Annotated in this window: 20 protein-coding genes and 1 pseudogene; 10 read left to right on the forward strand and 11 right to left on the reverse strand. The window is 69.1% G+C overall.

Annotated elements, in window-relative coordinates; all coding sequences use genetic code 11:
- Nucleotides 1–147: 147 nt before the first annotated feature.
- The 3 genes from sdhA to sdhC are packed head-to-tail and all read right to left on the reverse strand — an operon-like array spanning nucleotide 148 to nucleotide 2,754.
- Nucleotides 148–1,938 (reverse strand): succinate dehydrogenase flavoprotein subunit, encoded by a 1,791-nt coding sequence (sdhA, locus tag HLA95_RS11540; protein ID WP_191060227.1) that lies wholly within the window; start codon nucleotides 1,936–1,938, stop codon nucleotides 148–150.
- A 4-nt stretch (nucleotides 1,939–1,942) separates the two neighbouring features.
- Entirely contained in the window at nucleotides 1,943–2,329 is a 387-nt protein-coding gene (sdhD, locus tag HLA95_RS11545; RefSeq protein WP_191060228.1) for a succinate dehydrogenase, hydrophobic membrane anchor protein, read from the reverse strand.
- A gap of 11 nt (nucleotides 2,330–2,340) precedes the next feature.
- Nucleotides 2,341–2,754, reverse strand: a complete 414-nt coding sequence (sdhC, locus tag HLA95_RS11550) for a succinate dehydrogenase, cytochrome b556 subunit (RefSeq protein ID WP_191060230.1) — start codon at nucleotides 2,752–2,754, stop codon at nucleotides 2,341–2,343.
- A 457-nt stretch (nucleotides 2,755–3,211) separates the two neighbouring features.
- On the opposite strand from sdhC, the gene HLA95_RS11555 reads away from it, so the two are divergent.
- Both HLA95_RS11555 and HLA95_RS11560 read left to right on the forward strand, forming a co-directional pair.
- Complete coding sequence (locus HLA95_RS11555) at nucleotides 3,212–4,336, forward strand: CobW family GTP-binding protein (RefSeq protein WP_191060229.1); 1,125 nt, start codon at nucleotides 3,212–3,214, stop codon at nucleotides 4,334–4,336.
- Nucleotides 4,337–4,422: 86 nt separating this feature from the next.
- A pseudogene (locus HLA95_RS11560) lies at nucleotides 4,423–5,373 on the forward strand (homocysteine S-methyltransferase family protein).
- A gap of 44 nt (nucleotides 5,374–5,417) precedes the next feature.
- Here the strand turns inward: HLA95_RS11560 and HLA95_RS11565 are convergent.
- From HLA95_RS11565 to HLA95_RS11580, 4 genes are all read right to left on the reverse strand, one after another.
- Nucleotides 5,418–6,284: an HpcH/HpaI aldolase/citrate lyase family protein gene (locus HLA95_RS11565; RefSeq protein ID WP_222183398.1), complete on the reverse strand. Its 867-nt coding sequence runs from the start codon at nucleotides 6,282–6,284 to the stop codon at nucleotides 5,418–5,420.
- A 438-nt stretch (nucleotides 6,285–6,722) separates the two neighbouring features.
- On the reverse strand, nucleotides 6,723–7,955 hold the full coding sequence (locus tag HLA95_RS11570) for a calcium-binding protein (protein ID WP_191060256.1): 1,233 nt from the start codon (nucleotides 7,953–7,955) through the stop codon (nucleotides 6,723–6,725).
- A 268-nt stretch (nucleotides 7,956–8,223) separates the two neighbouring features.
- On the reverse strand, nucleotides 8,224–9,210 hold the full coding sequence (locus tag HLA95_RS11575; RefSeq protein WP_222183400.1) for an endonuclease/exonuclease/phosphatase family protein: 987 nt from the start codon (nucleotides 9,208–9,210) through the stop codon (nucleotides 8,224–8,226).
- A gap of 313 nt (nucleotides 9,211–9,523) precedes the next feature.
- Nucleotides 9,524–9,799, reverse strand: coding sequence for an usg protein (locus HLA95_RS11580; protein WP_159714781.1), 276 nt, complete (start codon nucleotides 9,797–9,799; stop codon nucleotides 9,524–9,526).
- Nucleotides 9,800–10,058: 259 nt separating this feature from the next.
- Here HLA95_RS11580 and groES point away from each other — a divergent pair, with 259 nt between their 5' ends.
- Together groES and groL are read left to right on the forward strand one after the other, a co-directional pair.
- A complete protein-coding gene (gene groES, locus HLA95_RS11585) occupies nucleotides 10,059–10,373 on the forward strand; it encodes a co-chaperone GroES (protein WP_191060254.1) in 315 nt (104 codons plus the stop codon).
- A gap of 45 nt (nucleotides 10,374–10,418) precedes the next feature.
- On the forward strand, nucleotides 10,419–12,056 hold the full coding sequence (gene groL / locus HLA95_RS11590; protein ID WP_191060253.1) for a chaperonin GroEL: 1,638 nt from the start codon (nucleotides 10,419–10,421) through the stop codon (nucleotides 12,054–12,056).
- A 117-nt stretch (nucleotides 12,057–12,173) separates the two neighbouring features.
- On the opposite strand, the gene HLA95_RS11595 is transcribed toward groL, so the two are convergent.
- Nucleotides 12,174–13,031, reverse strand: a complete 858-nt coding sequence (locus HLA95_RS11595) for a GNAT family N-acetyltransferase (protein WP_222183402.1) — start codon at nucleotides 13,029–13,031, stop codon at nucleotides 12,174–12,176.
- Nucleotides 13,032–13,105: 74 nt separating this feature from the next.
- Here HLA95_RS11595 and HLA95_RS11600 point away from each other — a divergent pair, with 74 nt between their 5' ends.
- Nucleotides 13,106–13,255, forward strand: coding sequence for a hypothetical protein (locus HLA95_RS11600; protein WP_191061399.1), 150 nt, complete (start codon nucleotides 13,106–13,108; stop codon nucleotides 13,253–13,255).
- A gap of 9 nt (nucleotides 13,256–13,264) precedes the next feature.
- On the opposite strand, the gene HLA95_RS11605 is transcribed toward HLA95_RS11600, so the two are convergent.
- Nucleotides 13,265–13,777, reverse strand: a complete 513-nt coding sequence (locus HLA95_RS11605) for a cupin domain-containing protein (RefSeq protein WP_191061398.1) — start codon at nucleotides 13,775–13,777, stop codon at nucleotides 13,265–13,267.
- 163 nt (nucleotides 13,778–13,940) lie between these two features.
- Between HLA95_RS11605 and HLA95_RS11610 the strand changes: the two genes are divergently transcribed.
- Nucleotides 13,941–14,609: a YiaD family glycine zipper/OmpA-like lipoprotein gene (locus HLA95_RS11610; RefSeq protein ID WP_223861679.1), complete on the forward strand. Its 669-nt coding sequence runs from the start codon at nucleotides 13,941–13,943 to the stop codon at nucleotides 14,607–14,609.
- A gap of 46 nt (nucleotides 14,610–14,655) precedes the next feature.
- Here HLA95_RS11610 and HLA95_RS11615 read toward each other — a convergent pair whose 3' ends face one another.
- Nucleotides 14,656–15,093, reverse strand: coding sequence for a CBS domain-containing protein (locus HLA95_RS11615; RefSeq protein WP_191061396.1), 438 nt, complete (start codon nucleotides 15,091–15,093; stop codon nucleotides 14,656–14,658).
- A gap of 164 nt (nucleotides 15,094–15,257) precedes the next feature.
- Between HLA95_RS11615 and HLA95_RS11620 the strand changes: the two genes are divergently transcribed.
- Nucleotides 15,258–15,872, forward strand: a complete 615-nt coding sequence (locus HLA95_RS11620; protein ID WP_191061395.1) for a pyridoxamine 5'-phosphate oxidase family protein — start codon at nucleotides 15,258–15,260, stop codon at nucleotides 15,870–15,872.
- Between the two features lie 130 nt (nucleotides 15,873–16,002).
- Nucleotides 16,003–16,635, forward strand: coding sequence for a thermonuclease family protein (locus HLA95_RS11625; protein ID WP_222183404.1), 633 nt, complete (start codon nucleotides 16,003–16,005; stop codon nucleotides 16,633–16,635).
- A 10-nt stretch (nucleotides 16,636–16,645) separates the two neighbouring features.
- Here HLA95_RS11625 and HLA95_RS11630 read toward each other — a convergent pair whose 3' ends face one another.
- Nucleotides 16,646–17,026, reverse strand: a complete 381-nt coding sequence (locus HLA95_RS11630) for a hypothetical protein (protein ID WP_222183406.1) — start codon at nucleotides 17,024–17,026, stop codon at nucleotides 16,646–16,648.
- A gap of 181 nt (nucleotides 17,027–17,207) precedes the next feature.
- Here HLA95_RS11630 and HLA95_RS11635 point away from each other — a divergent pair, with 181 nt between their 5' ends.
- Together HLA95_RS11635 and HLA95_RS11640 are read left to right on the forward strand one after the other, a co-directional pair.
- The gene (locus HLA95_RS11635) at nucleotides 17,208–17,960 is read left to right on the forward strand and encodes an SDR family NAD(P)-dependent oxidoreductase (RefSeq protein WP_191058821.1); all 753 of its coding nucleotides are present in this window, start codon (nucleotides 17,208–17,210) and stop codon (nucleotides 17,958–17,960) included.
- Between the two features lie 18 nt (nucleotides 17,961–17,978).
- Nucleotides 17,979–18,626 carry a MarC family protein gene (locus HLA95_RS11640; RefSeq protein ID WP_222183408.1) on the forward strand — a complete coding sequence of 216 codons (648 nt, stop codon included), beginning with the start codon at nucleotides 17,979–17,981 and terminating at the stop codon, nucleotides 18,624–18,626.
- The last annotated feature ends 25 nt before the right edge of the window (nucleotides 18,627–18,651 follow it).

An 18,651-nucleotide genomic window follows, 5' to 3' on the forward strand; every position in this document is an offset into this window, starting at 1 on the left:
GTTACGACGAGCCGGCCGCAGGCAGCGGGCTCCACCGAGAATAGACATGAAATGATCGGACGAGGTGCCGGCCGGCATATCGCCCGCCCGAGCGGAGGAACATGCCCTCCGCCGGCAGGCGATATGTGGGGACCTGCTGAACAAGGTTCAATAAACCCGCTTGGCAGGCTTCACCGTCTCCACCTCGTTGCTCAGCGTGTTCATGTGCACCGGGCGGTCGGAGATCGCGGTCTTGTACCGGTCGTCGATCCAGATGATCGTGTGCTTCATCCAGTTCTCGTCGTCGCGCTCGGGATAGTCCTCACGCGCATGGGCGCCACGGCTCTCGGTGCGATAGCGCGCCGATTCCATGGTGGTGACCGCCTGCAGCATCAGGTTCTGCAGCTCCAATGCCTCGACCAGGTCGCTGTTCCAGACCTTGGAGCGGTCGTCGATGCGGATGTCGGCCAGGCTCTCGGCGACCTCCGCGATCTTCACGCAGCCCTCGTCCAGGATCGGGCCCTCGCGGAAGACCGCCGCATGACGCTGCATGGTCCGCTGCATCGCGAGGCGGATCTCGCCGACCCGCGACCCGCCCGAGGCATGGCGGAGCCGGTCCAGCCGCTCCAGCGCCTGCTCGGCATTGTCCCTCGCCAGCGGCTTGTGGGCGCTGCCGGGGGTGATCAGCTCCGCTGCCCGGTGCGCCGCCGCGCGGCCGAACACCACGAGATCGATCAGCGAGTTGCCGCCCAGACGATTGGCACCATGCACCGAGGCGCAGGCCGCCTCGCCCACCGCCATCAGGCCCGGCACCGGCACGTCCGGATCGTCGCCCTTGCGGGTCAGCACCTCGGTCCGCCAGTTGGTCGGGATCCCGCCCATGTTGTAGTGGCAGGTCGGCACCACCGGGATCGGCTGCTTGGTCACGTCGACGCCGGCGAAGACCTTGGCGGTCTCGGAGATGCCGGGCAGGCGCTCGTGCAGGACCTTCGGGTCCAGGTGCTCCAGATGCAGGTGGATGTGGTCCTTGTGCTCGCCCACGCCACGACCCTCGTTGATCTCGATGGTCATGGCGCGGCTGACCACGTCGCGCGACGCCAGGTCCTTGGCCGAGGGGGCATAGCGCTCCATGAAGCGCTCACCCTCGCTGTTGGTGAGGTAGCCGCCCTCGCCCCGGGCGCCCTCGGTGATCAGGCAACCGGCGCCATAGATCCCGGAAGGATGGAATTGGACGAATTCCAGGTCCTGGAGCGGCAAACCGGCCCGCAGGACCATGGCGTTGCCGTCGCCGGTGCAGGTATGGGCGGAGGTGGCCGAGAAGTAGACCCGGCCATAGCCCCCGGTGGCCAGGCAGGTGAGCTGGCTGCGGAAGCGATGGATCGAGCCATCCGCGATGTTCATCGCGATGATGCCGCGGCACGCCCCCTCGTCGTCCATGAGCAGGTCGAGCGCGAAATACTCGGAAAAGAACTGGACCTTGTTCTTGAGTGCCTGCTGGTAGAGCGTGTGCAGGATGACGTGGCCGGTGCGGTCGGCAGCGGCGCAGGTCCGGTAAGCCTGGGACTTGCCGAAGCCCACCGACTGGCCGCCGAAGGCCCGCTGGTAGATCTTGCCTTCCTTGGTGCGCGAGAACGGCACACCGTAATGCTCCAGCTCGATCACCGAGGCCGGCGCATTCTTGGTCATGTACTCGATGGCGTCCTGGTCGCCCAGCCAGTCCGACCCCTTCACGGTGTCGTACATGTGGAAGCGCCAGTCGTCCTCGTTCATGTTGCCGAGCGCAGCGTTGATGCCGCCCTGCGCTGCCACGGTGTGGGAGCGGGTCGGGTAGACCTTGGTGACGCAGGCGACCTTCAGCCCCGCCTCGACCATGCCCACCGCGGCACGCAGGCCGGCGCCGCCGGCGCCCACGACCAGTGCGTCGTAGGCATGTTCGGTGATCGGATAGGCGGTGCTCATTGCCTCAACCCCGCAGGGAGATGGTCACGATGGAGAAGATGGCCGCGACGGCCAGCGCCACCGCGACCAGATTGAGGGCCAGCAGGGCCGCGATCTTGTAGGGCCGGCCGTGGACATAGTCCTCGATCACCACCTGCACACCGAGCTTGGTGTGGTAGAAGATCGAGATCATCCAGGCCGACATCAGGCTGGCATTGATCGGCGACGAGAACCACGCCACCCATTCCGAATAGCCGGACCCGGCCATGCGGATGAGCTGGGTGACGAACCAGATCTCGAGCAGCAGCTCGGAAATCGAGGTGATCCGCTGCAGCTTCCAATGGTGAACCCCCTCCTTGGCCGAGCCGAGGCCGCGTGCCCGTGCCAGAGGGGTGCGGAATGACGTTGCCATGAACGGCCTCCTCAGCGGGCGATCAGGAAGGCGATCCAGACCAGGACGGTCAGGACGCCCGTGCCAACCGCCACGATCATGCCGGTCCGCCGGAACTGTGCCGGGTGGAAGCCGTAGCCCGCGTCCCAGGCCAGGTGCCGGATGCCGTTCAGCAGGTGATAGGCCCAGGCCACGGTGATCCCGAACATCACCAGGAGGCCGAACCAGCTGCCGGCCAGGGAATGCACGCGCTCGAATGCGTCCGGACCCGAAGCCAGCGCCACCAGCCACCAGACCAGCAGCAGGAGCGCCACAGAAAGAGCGATGCCGGTTGCGCGGTGCAGGATCGACATCATCATGCTGGCATACCAGCGGTAGATCTGAAGATGCGGCGAAAGGGGCCGTCTTGCCTGCACGATCGCATCCTCCGGCGTGCGCGAAGCCATGATAGCGGCAGAGATGATCAACGGGTCGCTGGCGCGCAACCTAGGTTTCCGCAAGCCTCTGTCAATCTTCGCGCAACCGGGCCAGGCGGGGCCGGGTCCGGTTGCCAGCGCCTCTTGCACCCACCTCATGGCAGGGATGCGCGATCCGGACGGCTCCGCATCCGCAGCCATTCCAGGTGTCTTGACGGTTTACCGGGCGGCCTGATCCGGCTGCTCATCGATGCTCGCCTCGTCATGTCGCTGACGATCACCGCCACCTTGCGGCCTGCGCCCAGGGCGAGCACATGCTGGAGTGGCGTCGCCTTGCCGCTGCCGGGAAGCCGGGCAGCACGGTCATGGGCAGGCGGCGAGGCATCGGCCGGGTCCTCGTGCCAGAGGGATCCCGCCGAATGTTGTTCGGTGACACACATGTCAGGCGGTGCCGTTCGCGTGGCGCCCAGGCGGGAACGGAGCGAGGATGCAGGTGGAGATTCCCGGACCGGAGCAGAAGCTGCCGGTCGTGCTGCTGACGGGCTTTCTCGGCTCGGGCAAGACCACGCTGCTGGCACGGCTCCTCAAGGACCCGGCCATGGCCGGCACGGCGGTGATCATCAACGAGTTCGGCGAGATCGGCCTGGACCACGACCTGGTGGAGGCGGGCGACGAGTCCGAGGGCACGGTCGAGCTGGCGTCGGGCTGCCTGTGCTGCACGATCCGCGGCGACCTCGCCCGCACCATGCACGGCCTCTATGGCCGGATGCGGGAGGGCAAGATCCGGTCGTTCCACCGGGTCGTGATCGAGACCACCGGGCTCGCCGACCCAGCGCCGATCCTGCAGACCCTGATGCAGGACGCCGCGATCGACCATTTCTTCCGGCTGGAGGCGGTGGTCACCCTGGTGGATGGCGTGAATGGCGCCGATACGCTCGACCGGCAGCCGGAGGCGGTCAAGCAGGCGGCGGTCGCCGACCGGCTGGTGCTGACCAAGACGGACCTGGCATCCCTGGACCGCATCCAGGCCCTGGAGGACCGGCTGCGCCGGCTGAACCCGGCAGCCCCGATCCTGAAGGTCGTTCATGGCCAGATCGCGCCCGACCAGCTCCTGTGCGGCGGCCTCTACGACCCGGCGACCAAGTCGATCGACGTCCAGCGCTGGCTGGCGGAAGAAGCCTATCACGGGCACACCCATGACCACGGTCATCACCATGACCATGACCATGCGCACGACCACCGTCACCATGACGGCCAGCACGCCCATGACGTGAACCGCCATGACGAGCACATCCGCGCGTTCGCCATCCGCAAGTCGGAGCCGATCCCGGCCCAGGCCTTCTCCCTGTTCCTGGACCTCCTGACCGCCCAGCGCGGCGCCGACCTGCTCCGGGTCAAGGGCATCGTGCACATCGCCGAGGAGCCGGAGCGGCCCCTGGTCTTCCACGCGGTCCAGCATGTGATGCACCCGCCGGTCACGCTGGACCGGTGGCCGTCGGCGGACCGGGACACGCGGCTCGTGTTCATCGTCCGCGACATCGACAAGGCGCAGATCCAGAACTTCCTGGACGCGCTCACCCGCGCCCATGGCAGCCTCGCGGGTGCCGGCTGACCAGGTGATGCCCGACACAGCATGAGCCGCCGCTGTCGGCTAGTTTCGCCTCATCCGTCTTTTGCGACCAATGAGGTTGAATGCCGATGCCGCGCTATCGCCACGACCTGCCGCAGCTGGGCGGCGACCTGTTCCTGACCGATGGCGGCCTGGAGACCACCCTGATCTTCCAGGAAGGGATGGACCTGCCGCTGTTCGCCTCGTTCCCGCTGGTGGCGGACGAGCGCGGCCGCCAGGCCCTGCGTCGCTACTTCCTGCCCTATCTGCAGATCGCCCAAGAGCACGGCCGCGGCTTCGTGCTCGACACGCCGACCTAGCGGGCGAGCCCCGACTGGGGCAGCCGCCTGGGCTACGGCGCCGCCGCGCTTGCCCAGATCAACCGTCGCTCCGTGGCCCTGTTGGAGGAACTGCGGGACGAGTTCGCCGATGGGGCCGGCCCGATCGTGATCAGCGGGATCATCGGCCCGCGCGGCGACGGCTACCGTGCCGAGGCTCGGATGACGCCGGACGAGGCGCAGGCCTACCACGGCGCCCAGATGAACAGCTTCGCCGGCACGGAAGCCGACATGGTGAGTGCTGTGACTCTCACCTATGCCGAGGAGGCGGTCGGCATCGCCCGGGCAGCCCGGGAAGCGGCGATGCCGCTCGTGGTCTCGTTCACCGTCGAGACCGACGGCCGGCTGCCGTCCGGCCAGAGCCTGCGCGCGGCGATCGCGCAGGTGGACGAGGCCACCGGCAGGGCGCCCGCCTACTACATGATCAACTGTGCCCATCCGGACCATTTCCGCCGTGATCTGGAGGCGGGCGGCGACTGGCTGGACCGGATCGGCGGGATCCGCGCCAATGCCTCGCGGCGCAGCCATGCGGAGCTCGATGCGGCGACCGAACTGGACCGCGGCGACCCGGCTGGCCTCGCGGCGGACTACCGCCTGCTCCGGCCGGTTCTGCGTCGGCTGCGGGTGGTCGGCGGCTGCTGCGGCACCGACCACCAGCATGTCCGGGCGATCTGCGAGGCGCTGGCACCGGTCGCCGCCTGAGCGGCCGCGGCAGCGCCTCCGGCCCCGTTCCCCGGGCCTGGCTCTCAGCCCTGCGCGGCGATCGCGTCGGCCAGCGCCACCATCCGCTTGGCCTCGGCGACATGGAGGTTCTCGACCAGCTTGCCGTCGACCACCACCACGCCCTTGCCCGCGGCACGGGCCTCCTCGAAGGCCGAGATCATGCGATGGGCCCGCTCGACCGCCTCGGGCGAGGGAGCGAAGGCCTGGTTGGCGGCGTCGAGCTGCTTGGGATGGATCAGGGTCTTGCCGTCGAAGCCGAGTTCCGCCCCCTGCCGGCAGGCCTGGCGGAAGCCTTCCTCGTCCTGCAGGTCGAGGCTGACCCCGTCCACGATCGAAATGCCCGCTGCCCGTGCGGCCAGCATGCACAGGCCCAGCGAGGTGATCATCGGCAGCCGGAGCGGGGTGTGGGCCGCGTGGAGCTCCTTGGCCAGGTCGGACGTGCCCATGACCAGGCAGGTGACCCGCGGGTGATCGGCGATCCGGTCGACCTGGAACATGCCGCGCGCGGTTTCCATCATGCACCAGACCGGCAGGTCGGGCGCCCCGCCGGCACCGTCCAGGATCTCGACGGCGCGGCGCACCAGCTCGACGTCCGACACCTTGGGCAGGAGGACGCCGTCCACCCCCATGGTGGCGGCATCCACCAGGTCGGCATGGCCCCAGGGCGTGTCGAGACCGTTGACCCTGACGATCAGCTCGCGATGGCCATAGCCGCCGGCCGCGACCGTCTGGGCCACCAGCGCCCGCGCGGCCTCCTTGGCGTCGGGCGCCACGCTGTCCTCGAGGTCCAGGATCAGCGCGTCCGCAGCGAGCGTCTTGGCCTTTTCCAGCGCCCGGGCGTTGCTGCCGGGCATGTAGAGCACCGAACGGCGTGGGCGGACGGTGGCCATGGCGCTGTCTCCCTGGGCTTGGCTTGGCCCCTGGTGAATGGCCGTGGATGCCAGCGGGTTCAAGAGCCTAGGCGCGGTTCCGCCATCTCCGTCGGGACGTCGACATGGGTGGACGCCGGCCGGCTGCGGCACGTCGCCCCGAGTTGGCTGGGTTCGCAGGCGACGCAGGTGGAGGTGCCTGCCAGCCCGGGCAAGAGCAGTGCGAGCTCAGGGTGCCCCGAACCCTGTCGCCCGCCTATGCCGTCTCGGGCTGCTTCCGGCCAACCGGCTGCGGATCGGCCGCTTCGTGCGCCGGCAGAACCCCGTGCAGGGGCCATTCGCCGCGGGCGTCCGAGCCGTGCCTGATGAAGTGCCGAGCGCTAAGGACGCGCAGGGCCGGCCTGATGCCCGTTGCCGGGCTCGCCACGCCGCCGGCCCGCATCCCTGTGAGGCCCTGGCTCAGCCGACCACCACGTTGCTGGCGGTCAGGTCGGCCAGGACGATGCCCTGGAGCAGGATGGTCTGGCCGGGCGCAAAGGTGACCAGCACGTCGCTGCCGCTCTGGCTGGCCTTGGACTGGAACTGGGCGAAGTTGCTCACCCCCTCGCCCAGCACGAACAGCCGGTCGTCGCCGGTGCCGAAGTCGGTGATGATGTCACGGCCGCCATTCTCGTAGCGGATGAACTCGTCGTCGCCCGCCCCGCCGGTCAGCACGTCGTCGCCATCGCCGCCATAGAGCGAGTCGTTGCCGGCCTCGCCGACCAGCCGGTCGTTGCCGTCGTCGCCGAACAGGCTGTCCGCGCCCTCGCCGCCGAACAGGCGATCCGCACCGGCCCCGCCGGAGAGCCAGTCCTCGCCGAGCTGGCCGATCAGCGTGTCGTCGCCCTCGTCACCATAGAGTCCGTCGTTGCCCGGCCCACCCACCAGCGTGTCGTTGCCGGCCTCGCCGAAGATGAAGTCGTCACCCGCCGCACCGTCGACCCGGTCATTGCCGGCCCCGGCCCGCACGAAGTCATCGCCCCCAGCGCTGTTGATGAACTCACCCACCGACGAACCCTGGATGTCGTCGGCGTTGCTGCCGGTGATCAGATGCTCGAAGTTGCGTGCCGTGCCGGAAGTGCTGCCATAGCTCCAGGTCCCGGCGGCGAGGTCGACCACGGTGGCGTCGGGCACGAACAGGTTGAGGGTATCGTGGCCGCCGCCACCGTCGGCCGAGTCGTTGCCGCCGCGCCGGATCACGATCACCTCGTCCCGGGCCGAGCCCACGATCACATCGTCGAAGCGCGAACCGACGATCACTTCGAAATTGCTGATCGTGTCGATGCCGCCGGCGCCGTCCACGGCGACACCGGTAGCGGCGTTGACCTGGACCCGGCCGTTCTCCCGCTCATAGTCCAGGTAATCCAGGCCCGGCCCGCCATCCAGGATGTCGTTGCCGGCCGACCCGGCGATCCGGTCGTCACCGGCGCCGCCCAGGATCACGTCGTCCCCGGCGCCGCCGATCATGTTGTCGTTGCCGTCGTCGCCGATCAGCCGGTCGTCGCCGTCGCCGCCGAGCATCCGGTCGGCACCGCCGAAGCCGCGCAGGTAATCGTTGCCCCGGCCGCCCTGCAGGAGGTCGTTGCCGTTGGTGCCGTTCACGACCTTGCCGGGCGGCACCACGTCCTGAGGTCCGCTGGGACTGTTCGACATCGACAAACTTCCGATCGCAGGCTCGTTCCGGCGGATGCGCCGGGCCCGATCCGGCCCCTTGCTGCCCGCCACCTCTTCGGGGGCACGCAGGATCCCTGCCACGGCCCTCCTGCTAGCGCCGAGGGCGACAGGCTGCGCGCTTCCCGAGGTTCAGCCAGCTACCAGGAAGCACCGGAAGTGCAAAGAGCCGGAGGAACACGCCGGTACGCCTGGCACATTTTTTCCGGCGAACTGGCGATCTGGCCGCATTCCTCCCCCGCCGTCCGGCTCAGCCACGTCCGTCCAGATGCAGTGACAGGGCGCGATGGTCGGAGCCGCCGCCCTGCTCCAGCCGCTGCGCCCGCACCGCGATCTCGGGCGAGACCAGAGCCTGGTCGATCCGGATCCGCAGCGGTCCGGGCAGGAAGGCCGGCCAGCTTCCTTCGATGCCGCCGGCCGGGCGGAGCTGGAGGCCGCTCGCGAACCTGCCGACTACGGTGGCCCAGGGCACGGCGTTGAAGTCGCCGATCAGCACGGTCGGCAGGTCCGCACGGAACAGGTCGGAGCGGAGCAGCGCCTCGACCTGGCGCAACTGCACGTCCAGGCTCTCAGGGCTGATCGGCCGGGCAAGGTGGATGCCCACCACCCGCAGCCGGCCGGCCGCACCGCCATCGACCGTGGCCGCGATCCCGCGTGCCCCGCTCCGCCGGTCGTGGAACGTCACCTGATCATCGATGGGCAGACGCGAAAGGAGGGTCAGGTCGCACTCGCTCCGCCCGGCGCACGCGATGTGGTGGGGGTGGCCGTCGAACAGCGGCACGAGGCGGCGCCAGCGGGCAGCACTGCTCTCGGCGAACAGGATGAGGTCCGCATCGCTGGCCCTGGCCTGGGCGAAGGTAGCGTCCAGGTCGCTGTTGGACGCCCAGATATTGTGGAAATAGAGGCGGACCGGCGGCACCGGGCGGTCGGCACCCGTCCGATGGGCACGGGCATCGAGCACCAAGCGGCCCAGGCCCAGATGCGGTGCCAGCACGAGCCCGCCCGCCACGAGCAGCGCCAGTGCCGCCAGCACCCCGCGCCGGCGCCGGGTGAGGAGGCTCAGGAGCAGGACGAGGGTGGCCAGCGCCAGGCCCTGCACGAGGAACTGGGCCAGGAGGTCGAGCTCGGCGGATCCGTTCGGCACCAGCGCGCCCAGCACCGGCAGCCCCGCGGTCACCAGCAGGGCAGCGAGCAGGTAGCGCATGAGCCGCTCCGCGCCGACGGACAGGCTGCGCATGGCAGCGGAGCCGGGCGTGGCGGAGGATCTCGGCGCGCGCGATCTGGTCGGGGAGTTCGTCATCGGGCCTTGCAGCAGGGGGCCTTGCAGCGTGCAGGTCCGGCAATGCTGCCGAGCCACCCGACTAGTTCAACCGGCATCCTGGATCCTCCGCCCCGTGACCAGATGCCGCGATGATAGCCGCCGAACGGTTAAAGCCGCGTGAATCTCCGGAGAATCCCATGGGGCGTCGTTGAAACGCCGGCCGGCCTCCTCACATGCCGCCCGGGCAGGCTCCGAACCGGTGCCGAGCCCGGACCAGCGGTGACCTGGATCAGTGGAGGTGGAACTCCGGGCCCTGTCGCCAGCCCTGCGGGCGGATCAGCTCGCTGCGGCCGACCCTGACCTCGACCAGCGGGCCCTCGATGTTCTTTTCCCAGAAGTCGAGAAACTTCGTCAGTTCTGGGTAGCGGGGTGCGATGTCGTAGTGCTGCCAGATGAAGGTCTGGATCAGGCTCGGGTGATCCGGCATCCGGTAGAGGATCTCGGCGGTGGCGATGCGGTAGCCCCTGAGCTGCAGCTCGAGGGGCGAGAGTGCTTGCCCGGCCATGGTCGGTCCGTCCGCTTGCTCCTCCGCGACCGCCGCGGAGGGGTCGGCCGAAGTGTGACAAACCCTTGACCGCCGTCAAGCTTTCCCGAATTTTCCCGTGGTTTTTCAGAAACTTAGCAGCAGACACCCGAAAGTGCTGCCAAAGCGCGAGCAACCCTCTTGAAAGCCGCCGAGCGTTTCTCTAAGTGACGGGGCGACGTTGGCACTCACCGAGGGAGAGTGCTAACAAGAACATTCCTCCAGCATGGAGATCGATGGCATGGGCTTTCGTCCGCTGCACGACCGGGTGGTCGTTCGTCGTCTTGAGGGTGAAGAGAAGAGCAAGGGCGGGATCATCATCCCGGACACCGCCAAGGAGAAGCCCCAGCAGGGCGAGATCGTGGCGGTTGGCCCAGGTGCTCGTGACGAGAGCGGCAAGGTGAACGCCCTCGACGTCAAGGTCGGCGACAAGGTGCTGTTCGGCAAGTGGTCGGGCACCGAGGTCAAGATCGACGGCGACGATCTGCTGATCATGAAGGAAAGCGACATTCTGGGCATTCTCGACGATGCCGGCTCGCTGAAGCAGGCCGCCTGAGCCGCTTCTTCCTGATCCCATTCACCTATTACTGGTAAGACAAACATGGCAGCCAAAGACGTCAAGTTCTCGACTGACGCGCGCAACAAGATGCTGCGCGGCGTCGAGATCCTCGCCAACGCGGTGAAGGTCACCCTCGGCCCCAAGGGCCGCAACGTCGTCATCGAGAAGAGCTTCGGCGCGCCCCGCATCACTAAGGACGGTGTGACGGTCGCGAAGGAGATCGAGCTCTCCGACAAGTTCGAGAACATGGGCGCGCAGATGGTGCGCGAAGTGGCCTCGAAGACCAACGACATGGCCGGTGACGGCACCACGACCGCCACGGTCCTGGCTGCTGCCATCGTCCGCGAGGGTGCGAAGTCGGTTGCCGCCGGCATGAACCCGATGGACCTGAAGCGCGGCATCGACCTCGCAGTCGAGGCGGTCGTTGCGGACCTGAAGACCCGCGCGAAGAAGGTGACCACCAGCGAGGAGATCGCGCAGGTCGGCACCATCTCGGCCAACGGCGACACCGAGATCGGCAAGATGCTGGCCGAGGCCATGCAGAAGGTCGGCAACGAGGGCGTGATCACGGTCGAGGAGGCCAAGAGCCTCGACACCGAGCTCGACGTCGTCGAGGGCATGCAGTTCGACCGCGGCTACCTCTCGCCGTACTTCATCACCGACAGCGAGAAGATGCGGGCCACCCTCGAGGAGCCCTACATCCTCATCCACGAGAAGAAGCTGTCGACCCTGCAGCCGCTGCTCCCGGTCCTCGAGGCCGTCGTGCAGTCTGGTCGTCCGCTGCTGATCATCGCCGAGGACGTCGAGGGCGAGGCGCTCGCGACCCTGGTCGTGAACAAGCTGCGTGGTGGCCTGAAGATCGCCGCCGTCAAGGCGCCGGGCTTCGGTGATCGCCGCAAGGCCATGCTCGAGGACATCGCGATCCTGACTGCCGGTCAGGTCGTGTCCGAGGATCTGGGCATCAAGCTCGAGAACGTCACCCTCGAGATGCTCGGCAAGGCCAAGCGCGTGGTGATCAACAAGGAAGACACCACGATCGTCGACGGTGCGGGCAACAAGGACGAGATCCAGGGCCGCATCAGCCAGATCAAGGCGCAGATCGAAGAGACCAGCTCGGACTACGACCGCGAGAAGCTCCAGGAGCGTCTGGCGAAGCTGGCGGGCGGCGTGGCCGTGATCCGCGTCGGTGGTGCCACCGAGGTCGAGGTTAAGGAGCGCAAGGATCGCGTCGATGATGCGATGAATGCGACCCGCGCTGCGGTCGAGGAGGGCGTGGTCGCCGGTGGCGGCACCGCACTGCTCTACGCCATCAAGGCGCTGGACTCGCTGAACCCCTCCAACAGCGACCAGAAGGTCGGCGTGGAGATCGTGCGCAAGGCGCTGCAGGCCCCGGCCCGCCAGATCGCCGAGAACGCCGGTGTCGACGGCTCGATCGTGATCGGCAAGATCGCCGAGAGCAGCGACGCCAACTTCGGCTTCGACGCCCAGAGCCACGAGTACGGCAATCTCGTGTCGAAGGGCATCATCGACCCGGTGAAGGTGGTGCGTCATGCACTGCAGGATGCGGCCTCGGTCGCCGGCCTGCTCATCACCACCGAGGCGATGATCGCCGAGAAGCCCAAGAAGGACGCCCCGATGCCGGCGGGCGGCCCGGGCGGCATGGGCGACATGGACTTCTGATCGGTCTCCGCCGGTCGAGTTCGCGGCACCACCGGCCTGTCCGGTGGTGCCGAAAAGAAAGGGCCCGCGGCCATGCCGCGGGCCCTTTCGCTTTGCAGGCCGCGTCTTCGTGCTCCCTCAGCGGAGCAGCGGGCGGAAATAGGTCCCGGCCTCCACCGACACGCTGCCGCCCATGCCGAGCTTGAACCGGGTCAGGCCGGGAGCCCGGTCGGTGGCGATCCCGCCCAGGTCCAACCAACCGACCCCGCGCTCCTGCAGCGCCAGCATGCCCCGCCAGAGCAGGAGGCGCATGGCATCCAGCCGGCGGCCTTGCCGGTCGGCATAGCCGATCAAATAGGTGGCGGAGCCGTGGTGGATCTGCAGCCAGATCCCCGCCACCGGCTGCCCGCCCGCCACCGCCACCAGCACCAGCCGGTCCCGGCAGCCCGGGCTGTGCGCGGCAATGCGTTCGAGGAAGGACAAGGGGAGCGCCCGGAAGCCGACCTCGCGCCGATGCTGCCGGTGCCGGGCGGCCAGCCAGGCCGGTTCGGGCCCGTGATGCCGCTCCCGGACGACCAGGCGCTGCGCCTCGGCCCGCAGGAGCTGGTTGCGCCACTTGCCGTCCAGGGCCGCGCGCAGGACGGCAGGCGGTCGCGCCAGATCGACCCAGCAGGTCGCGTGGCCCGTCACCACGGGCAGGCGGCAGGGCCGGGGCGGCCGGGGCGGGCTCCACAGCAGCAGGCCGCGCCCGAACTGCTCCCGCACCGCACGGGCCAAGTCCCACGCCGCCGCGGCGGCATCCTGCCCGGGAATCGAGAGCGGGCCGCGGCTGACCAGGACCAGCGGAACAGCGCCGATCCGGCGGGAAGCGGCCTGGGCGACCACGGCGCCATCCAGCCCCACGAGGCGTGCCACCCGACGGCCGAGCCCGGCCAGTGCCTCGCCATAGGCGAATGACTGCGGCAGCGGCACGCGGCCGCACGGGCGCACCAGCACGTCCCAGGCGCCTTCTTCACTTGAACGCGATGATGCTGATAGAATGTTCACGCAAAGGTTGATAAGGCCGCGCCATGCCCCAGCGCAAGCCTGCCCTCGACCGCCGCCACCCCGCCCCGCGCCTGACTTGGTTCGGGGTGGTGACGATCATGCTCTATGCCGGGCTGCCGGTCGTCCTGATCGGCCTCTGCCTGGATCTCCTGGTCTGGCTGGCATGGCGTTGAGCAGCCTGCTCAGGGCCGGGCCCGCCATTCGCGCATGAGCTCGCCATCCGGGCCGTCCAGGGGATCGGTCGCCGGCAGCGGCACCGCCGCGATCCGCGCCCGCGCCGCCTCGTCGCCGCTGGCATCCCGCACCAGGTCCACCTCCTCGCCCGGCGGATAGGCGCCCACCACCAGCAGGTCATCGGATGCGCCCAGGTTCTGATGGCCCACGCCGGCGGGGATGAGCACGACGTCGCCGGCGGCGAGCTCGACCTCCGTGCCGGTGTCGCCGCCCAGGCGTACCCGGACCCGGCCGCGCGCGATGCCCAGCACCTCGTGATTGTTGGTGTGGAAGTGCGGGTAGTCGAAGATCCCGTTGCGCCAGGACCGGCCCCAGCCGTTCTGCGCGAACCGTGCCTCGAACGCTTCCGGACCAGCGTCGGGCTCGAGCGCGCCCTGCCACCAGATCAGCGGCAGGTGCGGATTGTTCGGCACGCTGCCGGCATCCTCGAACCTGAGGGCCTGGCTGTGGTGCTGGACCATGTTCGCAGCTCCTTCGATCAGGACATCGAGGCAAAGCCGCTGGGGGCGGTTCCGGTTCCTCTGGCTGTTTTCCGCCAGAACGGCTAGTAGCGCGCAGATGCGTCGGCGGGACGAAACCCGGGTGCGACGGCGCTGACAGCCGGCGAGATACGGAGGCTTGAGGGTGCGGATCCTGGCGCTCGGAGCAATCGCAACGACGATCGCGCTGACCGGATGTGCGAGCGGGCCGGACGGGCCGGCACAGCCGGGGGGCAAGACCGCGACCGGTGCCGTGGCCGGCGCGGTGGTGGGCGGCGTGCTCGGCAACATCCTGGGCCACAAGGGCGTCAGGGGCGAGGGCACGGCGATCGGTGCCGCCATCGGTGCCGTGGTCGGCGGCGGCATCGGCTACATGTTCGACAGCCAGGAGCAGGAGTTCCGCAAGGAGCTCGCCCGGGAAACCCAGTCCCGCCAGATCGAGATCCAGCGGGTCCGCCAGGACGCGCTGAAGCTGGTGATGCCGTCCGAGGTGATGTTCCCGTTCGACAGCGCCGTGCTCCAGCCGGGCTACCAGGCGACGCTGCGCAAGATCGCCGACGTGCTGAACGGCTACCCCGAATCCACGGCGACCATCACCGGCTACACCGACAGCACCGGGTCGGAGAGCTACAATCTCGACCTGTCCAAGCGGCGGGCGGAAGCGGTGCGCACCGCGCTGATCAATGACGGCGTGGCGGCGGGCCGGCTCGTCGCGGAGGGGCGCGGCAAGGCCGACCCGATCGGCGACAACGCGACCGCCGCCGGCCGGCAGATGAACCGCCGCGTCGAGATCCTGGTGCAGGGCGGCAGCTAGCCGCCGCCCCTCCAGGGCAAGGGCGAGGAGGCTGCCGCCCGGAGGCTCAGCGCCCGCCCACGATATATTCGCGCATCGCCTCGGCCTCGAACTGGATCTCGTCGATCCGGTGCTTGACCACGTCGCCGATGCTGATGATGCCGGCCAGCCGGCCCTGCTCGTCGACCACCGGCAGGTGACGGATCCGCCGGTTGGTCATCACCGCCATGATCGAGCTGACCTCGTCCTGGGGCACGCAGGTGAACACCTCCTTGGCCATCACCTCGGTGATCGCCACCTCCACGACGCTGAGGCCGCGGACGGCGATCGCGTCCATGATGCCGCGATCGGAGATGATCCCGTCGATGCGGCGCCCATCCTCCGAGACCACCAGCGCGCCGACCCGCTCCTTGTGCATGCGCTGGATGGCATCGGCCACCGTGGCGGCCGGACGGATCGTGCGGACCTCGCGTCCCTTGCCTGCCAGGATCGAGTCGACGTTCATAGGGCGGTCCTTTCTCGGCTTCTGATCTGGCTGCGGAGCAGTTTGATCTTGGCTGCCGTCCGGCGACAAGTGATTTGCCGGTCATCCGGCCGGACCGCAGCGTTCCTGCTTGCGCAGCCGGCCGGCTCCATGGCGAGATATTTTTGAGTGGCTGGGGGGTTATCATGAGCGAGGACGCACTGACCCCGGAGGATGTCCGGGACTGCTATGGCAAGCCGTCGGTTCTGGCGCGCGACAAGGTCATGACGCGGCTGGACGGGCATGCGCGGGCGTTCATCGCCCGGTCGCCCTTCGTCGTGCTCGGCACGGCGGATGTGCAAGGCCGCCAGGACGTCAGTCCGCGCGGCGACCCGCCGGGCTTCGTGCGGGTGCTGGACGAGCGGACGCTGGCACTGCCGGACCGGCCCGGCAACCGCCGCATCGATTCGCTGGCCAACGTGGCGAGCCAGCCCAACGTGGCCCTCTTGTTCATCGTCCCGGGCTTCGACGACACGCTGCGGGTCAATGGCCATGCCCGGATCAGCCGGGACCCGGCGCTGCTGGCCAGCCTGGCGGTGGACGGCAAGCCGGCCTTGTCCGCCCTGGTGGTCGAGGTCGAGGAAGTGTTCATGCACTGCGCCAAGGCGTTCATCCGCTCCCGGCTGTGGAAGCCCGACGCGCAGCAGAACCGCCGCGAGTTCCCCTCGCTCGGCCGGATCATCGCCGATCAGGTGGCCGGGGTGGATGCGGCCGCAGCCGATGTCGCGATCGACGAGAACTACCGTACCGAACTCTACTGAGCCGGCACCGGTCGCCGGGAATCGAAGCCGAAAGTAAAGAAAGTCATAATCCCGTAGGGCTGGGCCGGCTGGCGCTGCCATGAGCCTGCGGTAAGGTTCGAGCGGAAACGAACAACGCCTCGAGCCGAACATGCAGCTGCGCACCATCCTGCCGGCGCTGCTCCTGTGCCTGGTCGCCATGCCGGCATGGGCGTGGCCTGCCCTGGTGGAGCGCGTCGTCGACGGCGACACCATCCAGGTCCGCGCGGATCGCCGCACCCTCACCGTGCGCCTGTCCGGCATCGACGCGCCGGAGCGCGGCCAGCCGGGCGGTATCCAGGCCGGCCAGGCGCTGGCGGAGCTGGTGGCGGGGCGGAGCGTCGAGGTGGTGCCCGAGGGGCGGGATCGCTACGGCCGGGTCGTGGCGCGGGTGGAACTGGCCGGCCGCGACGTCGGCACCATCCTGGTCCGCGCCGGCCACGCCTGGCAGTTCACCCGCTACGATGACGGTCCGGTGCTGCGCGAGGCCCAGCAGCAGGCCCGCCGGGAGCGCCTGGGCGTGTGGGCGGATCCGGATCCGCTGCCGCCCTGGCGCTGGCGCGCCAAGGACCAGCCGGTGACCGCCAGCCCCGCCAGCCGCGACGCGTGCAGACCCGCCCCGCGCTGTGCCGCCTTCGTGTCCTGCGCGGAAGCCATGGCCTGGGTCGGCCGCTGCGGCCCCGGCCGCCTGGATGGGGACGGCGACGGCGTGCCCTGCGAGGCGATGTGCCGCCCGACGGGCTGAGCCGGGGCGGCTAGTGCAGGCGGGCGTCGCGGCGCGCGGCAGCGGGGACCGTGAACCCGGCGATCACGTCGACCACGCACAGGATCAGGATCAGCGCATAGGTGCCGGTGCCGAACCGGTCGAACAGGAGGAACTCGACCAGGACGATGGCGAGCAGGCCCATCGACAAGGCGCGGTCGAAGAACGGGCGGTCGATCCGCAGGCTCTTCCAGATCTCCAGATAGAGCAGGACGATGCCGACCATGACCAGCAGGTCACCGAACCGCAGCGCCAGGAGCGCGCCGGACGGCAGGTAGAGCCGGAACAGGTCCCACTCGACCCCGGCGCCGGTGAGCGCCATGAAGTTGTAGGCCCCGACCACCAGGATCAGGAGAGGAACCGCGCTGACCATGCCCACCTGCCCGGACCGCTGCATCCGGCCCAGTTAGAGGAGGCGGGCATGCCGCGACAAGATGGCTGCCTCCTCGACCGGCGGGCCGCCGTCGGGAGGGCGGGAGGCGATGGCGACGCTTGCGGCAATGCGGCCACTCCCTAAAAGATGGCCGAAGCTCATTTGCAAGGAGTAGCGCTCGATGAACCGGATCGACCTCGCTGGCCGCCGTGCCGTCGTCACCGGCGGTGCCCAGGGCATCGGCCGCGCGGTGGTCGAGCGCCTGCTGGACAGTGGTGCTGCCGTCTCGATCTGGGACCGCGACGACAATGCCTTGCAGCTCACCATCCATGACCTCCACGGGCGCGGCAAGGTGCATGGCGCCTGCATCGACCAGACTTCGCTGGAATCGGTCGAGGCCGCGACCAAGGCCAGCGTCGAGGCGCTGGGCGGGATCGACATCCTGGTCAACAATGCCGGGATCGCCGGGCCGGCGGCACCGCTCTGGGAGTATCCGGTCGACGCGCTGCGCCAGGTGATCGATGTCGACCTGACCGGCGTGTTCTGGTGCTGCCGCTGCGTGGTGCCGCTGATGATCGGGCAGAACTACGGTCGGATCGTGAACGTCGCCTCGGTGGCCGGCAAGGAGGGCAATCCGAACGCGGCACCGTACAGCGCCGCCAAGGCCGGGGTGATCGCGCTCACCAAGTCGCTGGGCAAGGAGCTGGCCGGCTACGACATCGCCGTCAACGCGCTCACCCCCTCGCCGGCCAAGACCCGGATCCTCGACCAGATCACCGAGGAGCAGGTGAAGTACATGCTGGCCAAGGTGCCGCGTGGCCGGTTCGTCGAGACGGCCGAGGCCGCGGCGATGATCGCCTGGCTGGTCTCGGCGGAGAACAGCTTCACCACGGGCGCCACGTTCGACCTGTCCGGCGGCCGCACCACCTACTGACCCGGCCGCACGGCCGCCATGCCCGAGCTGCTCGCGACCTTCGCCACGGCGCTGGTCGCCTTTCTGGTGATCATCGACCCGCTCGGGCTGGTGCCGATCTTCATCGCCCTGACCCGCAACGCCGACCGGGAGCAGCGCCAGCGGATGGCGCTCAAGGCGGTCGTGGTCGCCGCCTGCGTGCTGGTCGCCTTCGCGCTGGTCGGCGAGAACCTCCTGCGCTCGATCGGGATCGGCATCCCCGCCTTCCGCATCGCCGGCGGCATCCTGCTGCTGCTCGTGGCACTCGAGATGGTGTTCGAGCGACGTACCCAGCGCCGCGAGAACACCGCCGACCATCTCGCGGACGAGCGCACCGAGGGGCAGCCGGTCGCCGACATCTCCGTGTTCCCGATGGCGGTGCCGTTGCTGGCCGGGCCCGGCGCCATCACCACGGTGATCCTGCACATGGGCAGCCGGGCGGGCTCCTGGCCGCACCAGACGGCAGTAATGGCGGCTTTGCTCGTCACGCTCCTGGTCGTGGCGATCTCGTTGTTCCTGGCCAGCCGGCTCGGCCGGTTCCTCGGCCCGACCCTGATCAGCGTATTCTCCCGCCTGCTCGGGCTGCTGCTCTCGGCGCTGGCGGTGCAGTTCATCATCGACGGGATCAAGCGCGCCTTCGGCATGTGACCCAGGGCAAGCGTTGCAGTGCTGC

This window comes from Geminicoccus harenae, assembly GCF_019800005.1.
In the GTDB taxonomy this organism is placed as follows: Bacteria; Pseudomonadota; Alphaproteobacteria; order Geminicoccales; family Geminicoccaceae; genus Geminicoccus; species Geminicoccus harenae.

What these genes read in the sequence shown, in the direction of transcription:
- HLA95_RS11580 (WP_159714781.1), bottom strand. Translation starts at nt 9,799, where the DNA reads ATGGCCGGGCAAGCACTCTCGCCCCTCGAGCTGCAGCTCAGGGGCTAC.
- HLA95_RS11640 (WP_222183408.1), top strand. Translation starts at nt 17,979, where the DNA reads ATGCCCGAGCTGCTCGCGACCTTCGCCACGGCGCTGGTCGCCTTTCTG.
- HLA95_RS11620 (WP_191061395.1), top strand. Translation starts at nt 15,258, where the DNA reads ATGAGCGAGGACGCACTGACCCCGGAGGATGTCCGGGACTGCTATGGC.
- HLA95_RS11555 (WP_191060229.1), top strand. Translation starts at nt 3,212, where the DNA reads ATGCAGGTGGAGATTCCCGGACCGGAGCAGAAGCTGCCGGTCGTGCTG.
- HLA95_RS11630 (WP_222183406.1), bottom strand. Translation starts at nt 17,026, where the DNA reads ATGGTCAGCGCGGTTCCTCTCCTGATCCTGGTGGTCGGGGCCTACAAC.
- groL (WP_191060253.1), top strand. Translation starts at nt 10,419, where the DNA reads ATGGCAGCCAAAGACGTCAAGTTCTCGACTGACGCGCGCAACAAGATG.
- HLA95_RS11615 (WP_191061396.1), bottom strand. Translation starts at nt 15,093, where the DNA reads ATGAACGTCGACTCGATCCTGGCAGGCAAGGGACGCGAGGTCCGCACG.
- groES (WP_191060254.1), top strand. Translation starts at nt 10,059, where the DNA reads ATGGGCTTTCGTCCGCTGCACGACCGGGTGGTCGTTCGTCGTCTTGAG.
- HLA95_RS11575 (WP_222183400.1), bottom strand. Translation starts at nt 9,210, where the DNA reads ATGCGCAGCCTGTCCGTCGGCGCGGAGCGGCTCATGCGCTACCTGCTC.
- HLA95_RS11570 (WP_191060256.1), bottom strand. Translation starts at nt 7,955, where the DNA reads ATGTCGAACAGTCCCAGCGGACCTCAGGACGTGGTGCCGCCCGGCAAG.
- sdhA (WP_191060227.1), bottom strand. Translation starts at nt 1,938, where the DNA reads ATGAGCACCGCCTATCCGATCACCGAACATGCCTACGACGCACTGGTC.
- sdhD (WP_191060228.1), bottom strand. Translation starts at nt 2,329, where the DNA reads ATGGCAACGTCATTCCGCACCCCTCTGGCACGGGCACGCGGCCTCGGC.
- HLA95_RS11600 (WP_191061399.1), top strand. Translation starts at nt 13,106, where the DNA reads ATGCCCCAGCGCAAGCCTGCCCTCGACCGCCGCCACCCCGCCCCGCGC.
- sdhC (WP_191060230.1), bottom strand. Translation starts at nt 2,754, where the DNA reads ATGGCTTCGCGCACGCCGGAGGATGCGATCGTGCAGGCAAGACGGCCC.
- HLA95_RS11565 (WP_222183398.1), bottom strand. Translation starts at nt 6,284, where the DNA reads ATGGCCACCGTCCGCCCACGCCGTTCGGTGCTCTACATGCCCGGCAGC.
- HLA95_RS11635 (WP_191058821.1), top strand. Translation starts at nt 17,208, where the DNA reads ATGAACCGGATCGACCTCGCTGGCCGCCGTGCCGTCGTCACCGGCGGT.
- HLA95_RS11605 (WP_191061398.1), bottom strand. Translation starts at nt 13,777, where the DNA reads ATGGTCCAGCACCACAGCCAGGCCCTCAGGTTCGAGGATGCCGGCAGC.
- HLA95_RS11625 (WP_222183404.1), top strand. Translation starts at nt 16,003, where the DNA reads ATGCAGCTGCGCACCATCCTGCCGGCGCTGCTCCTGTGCCTGGTCGCC.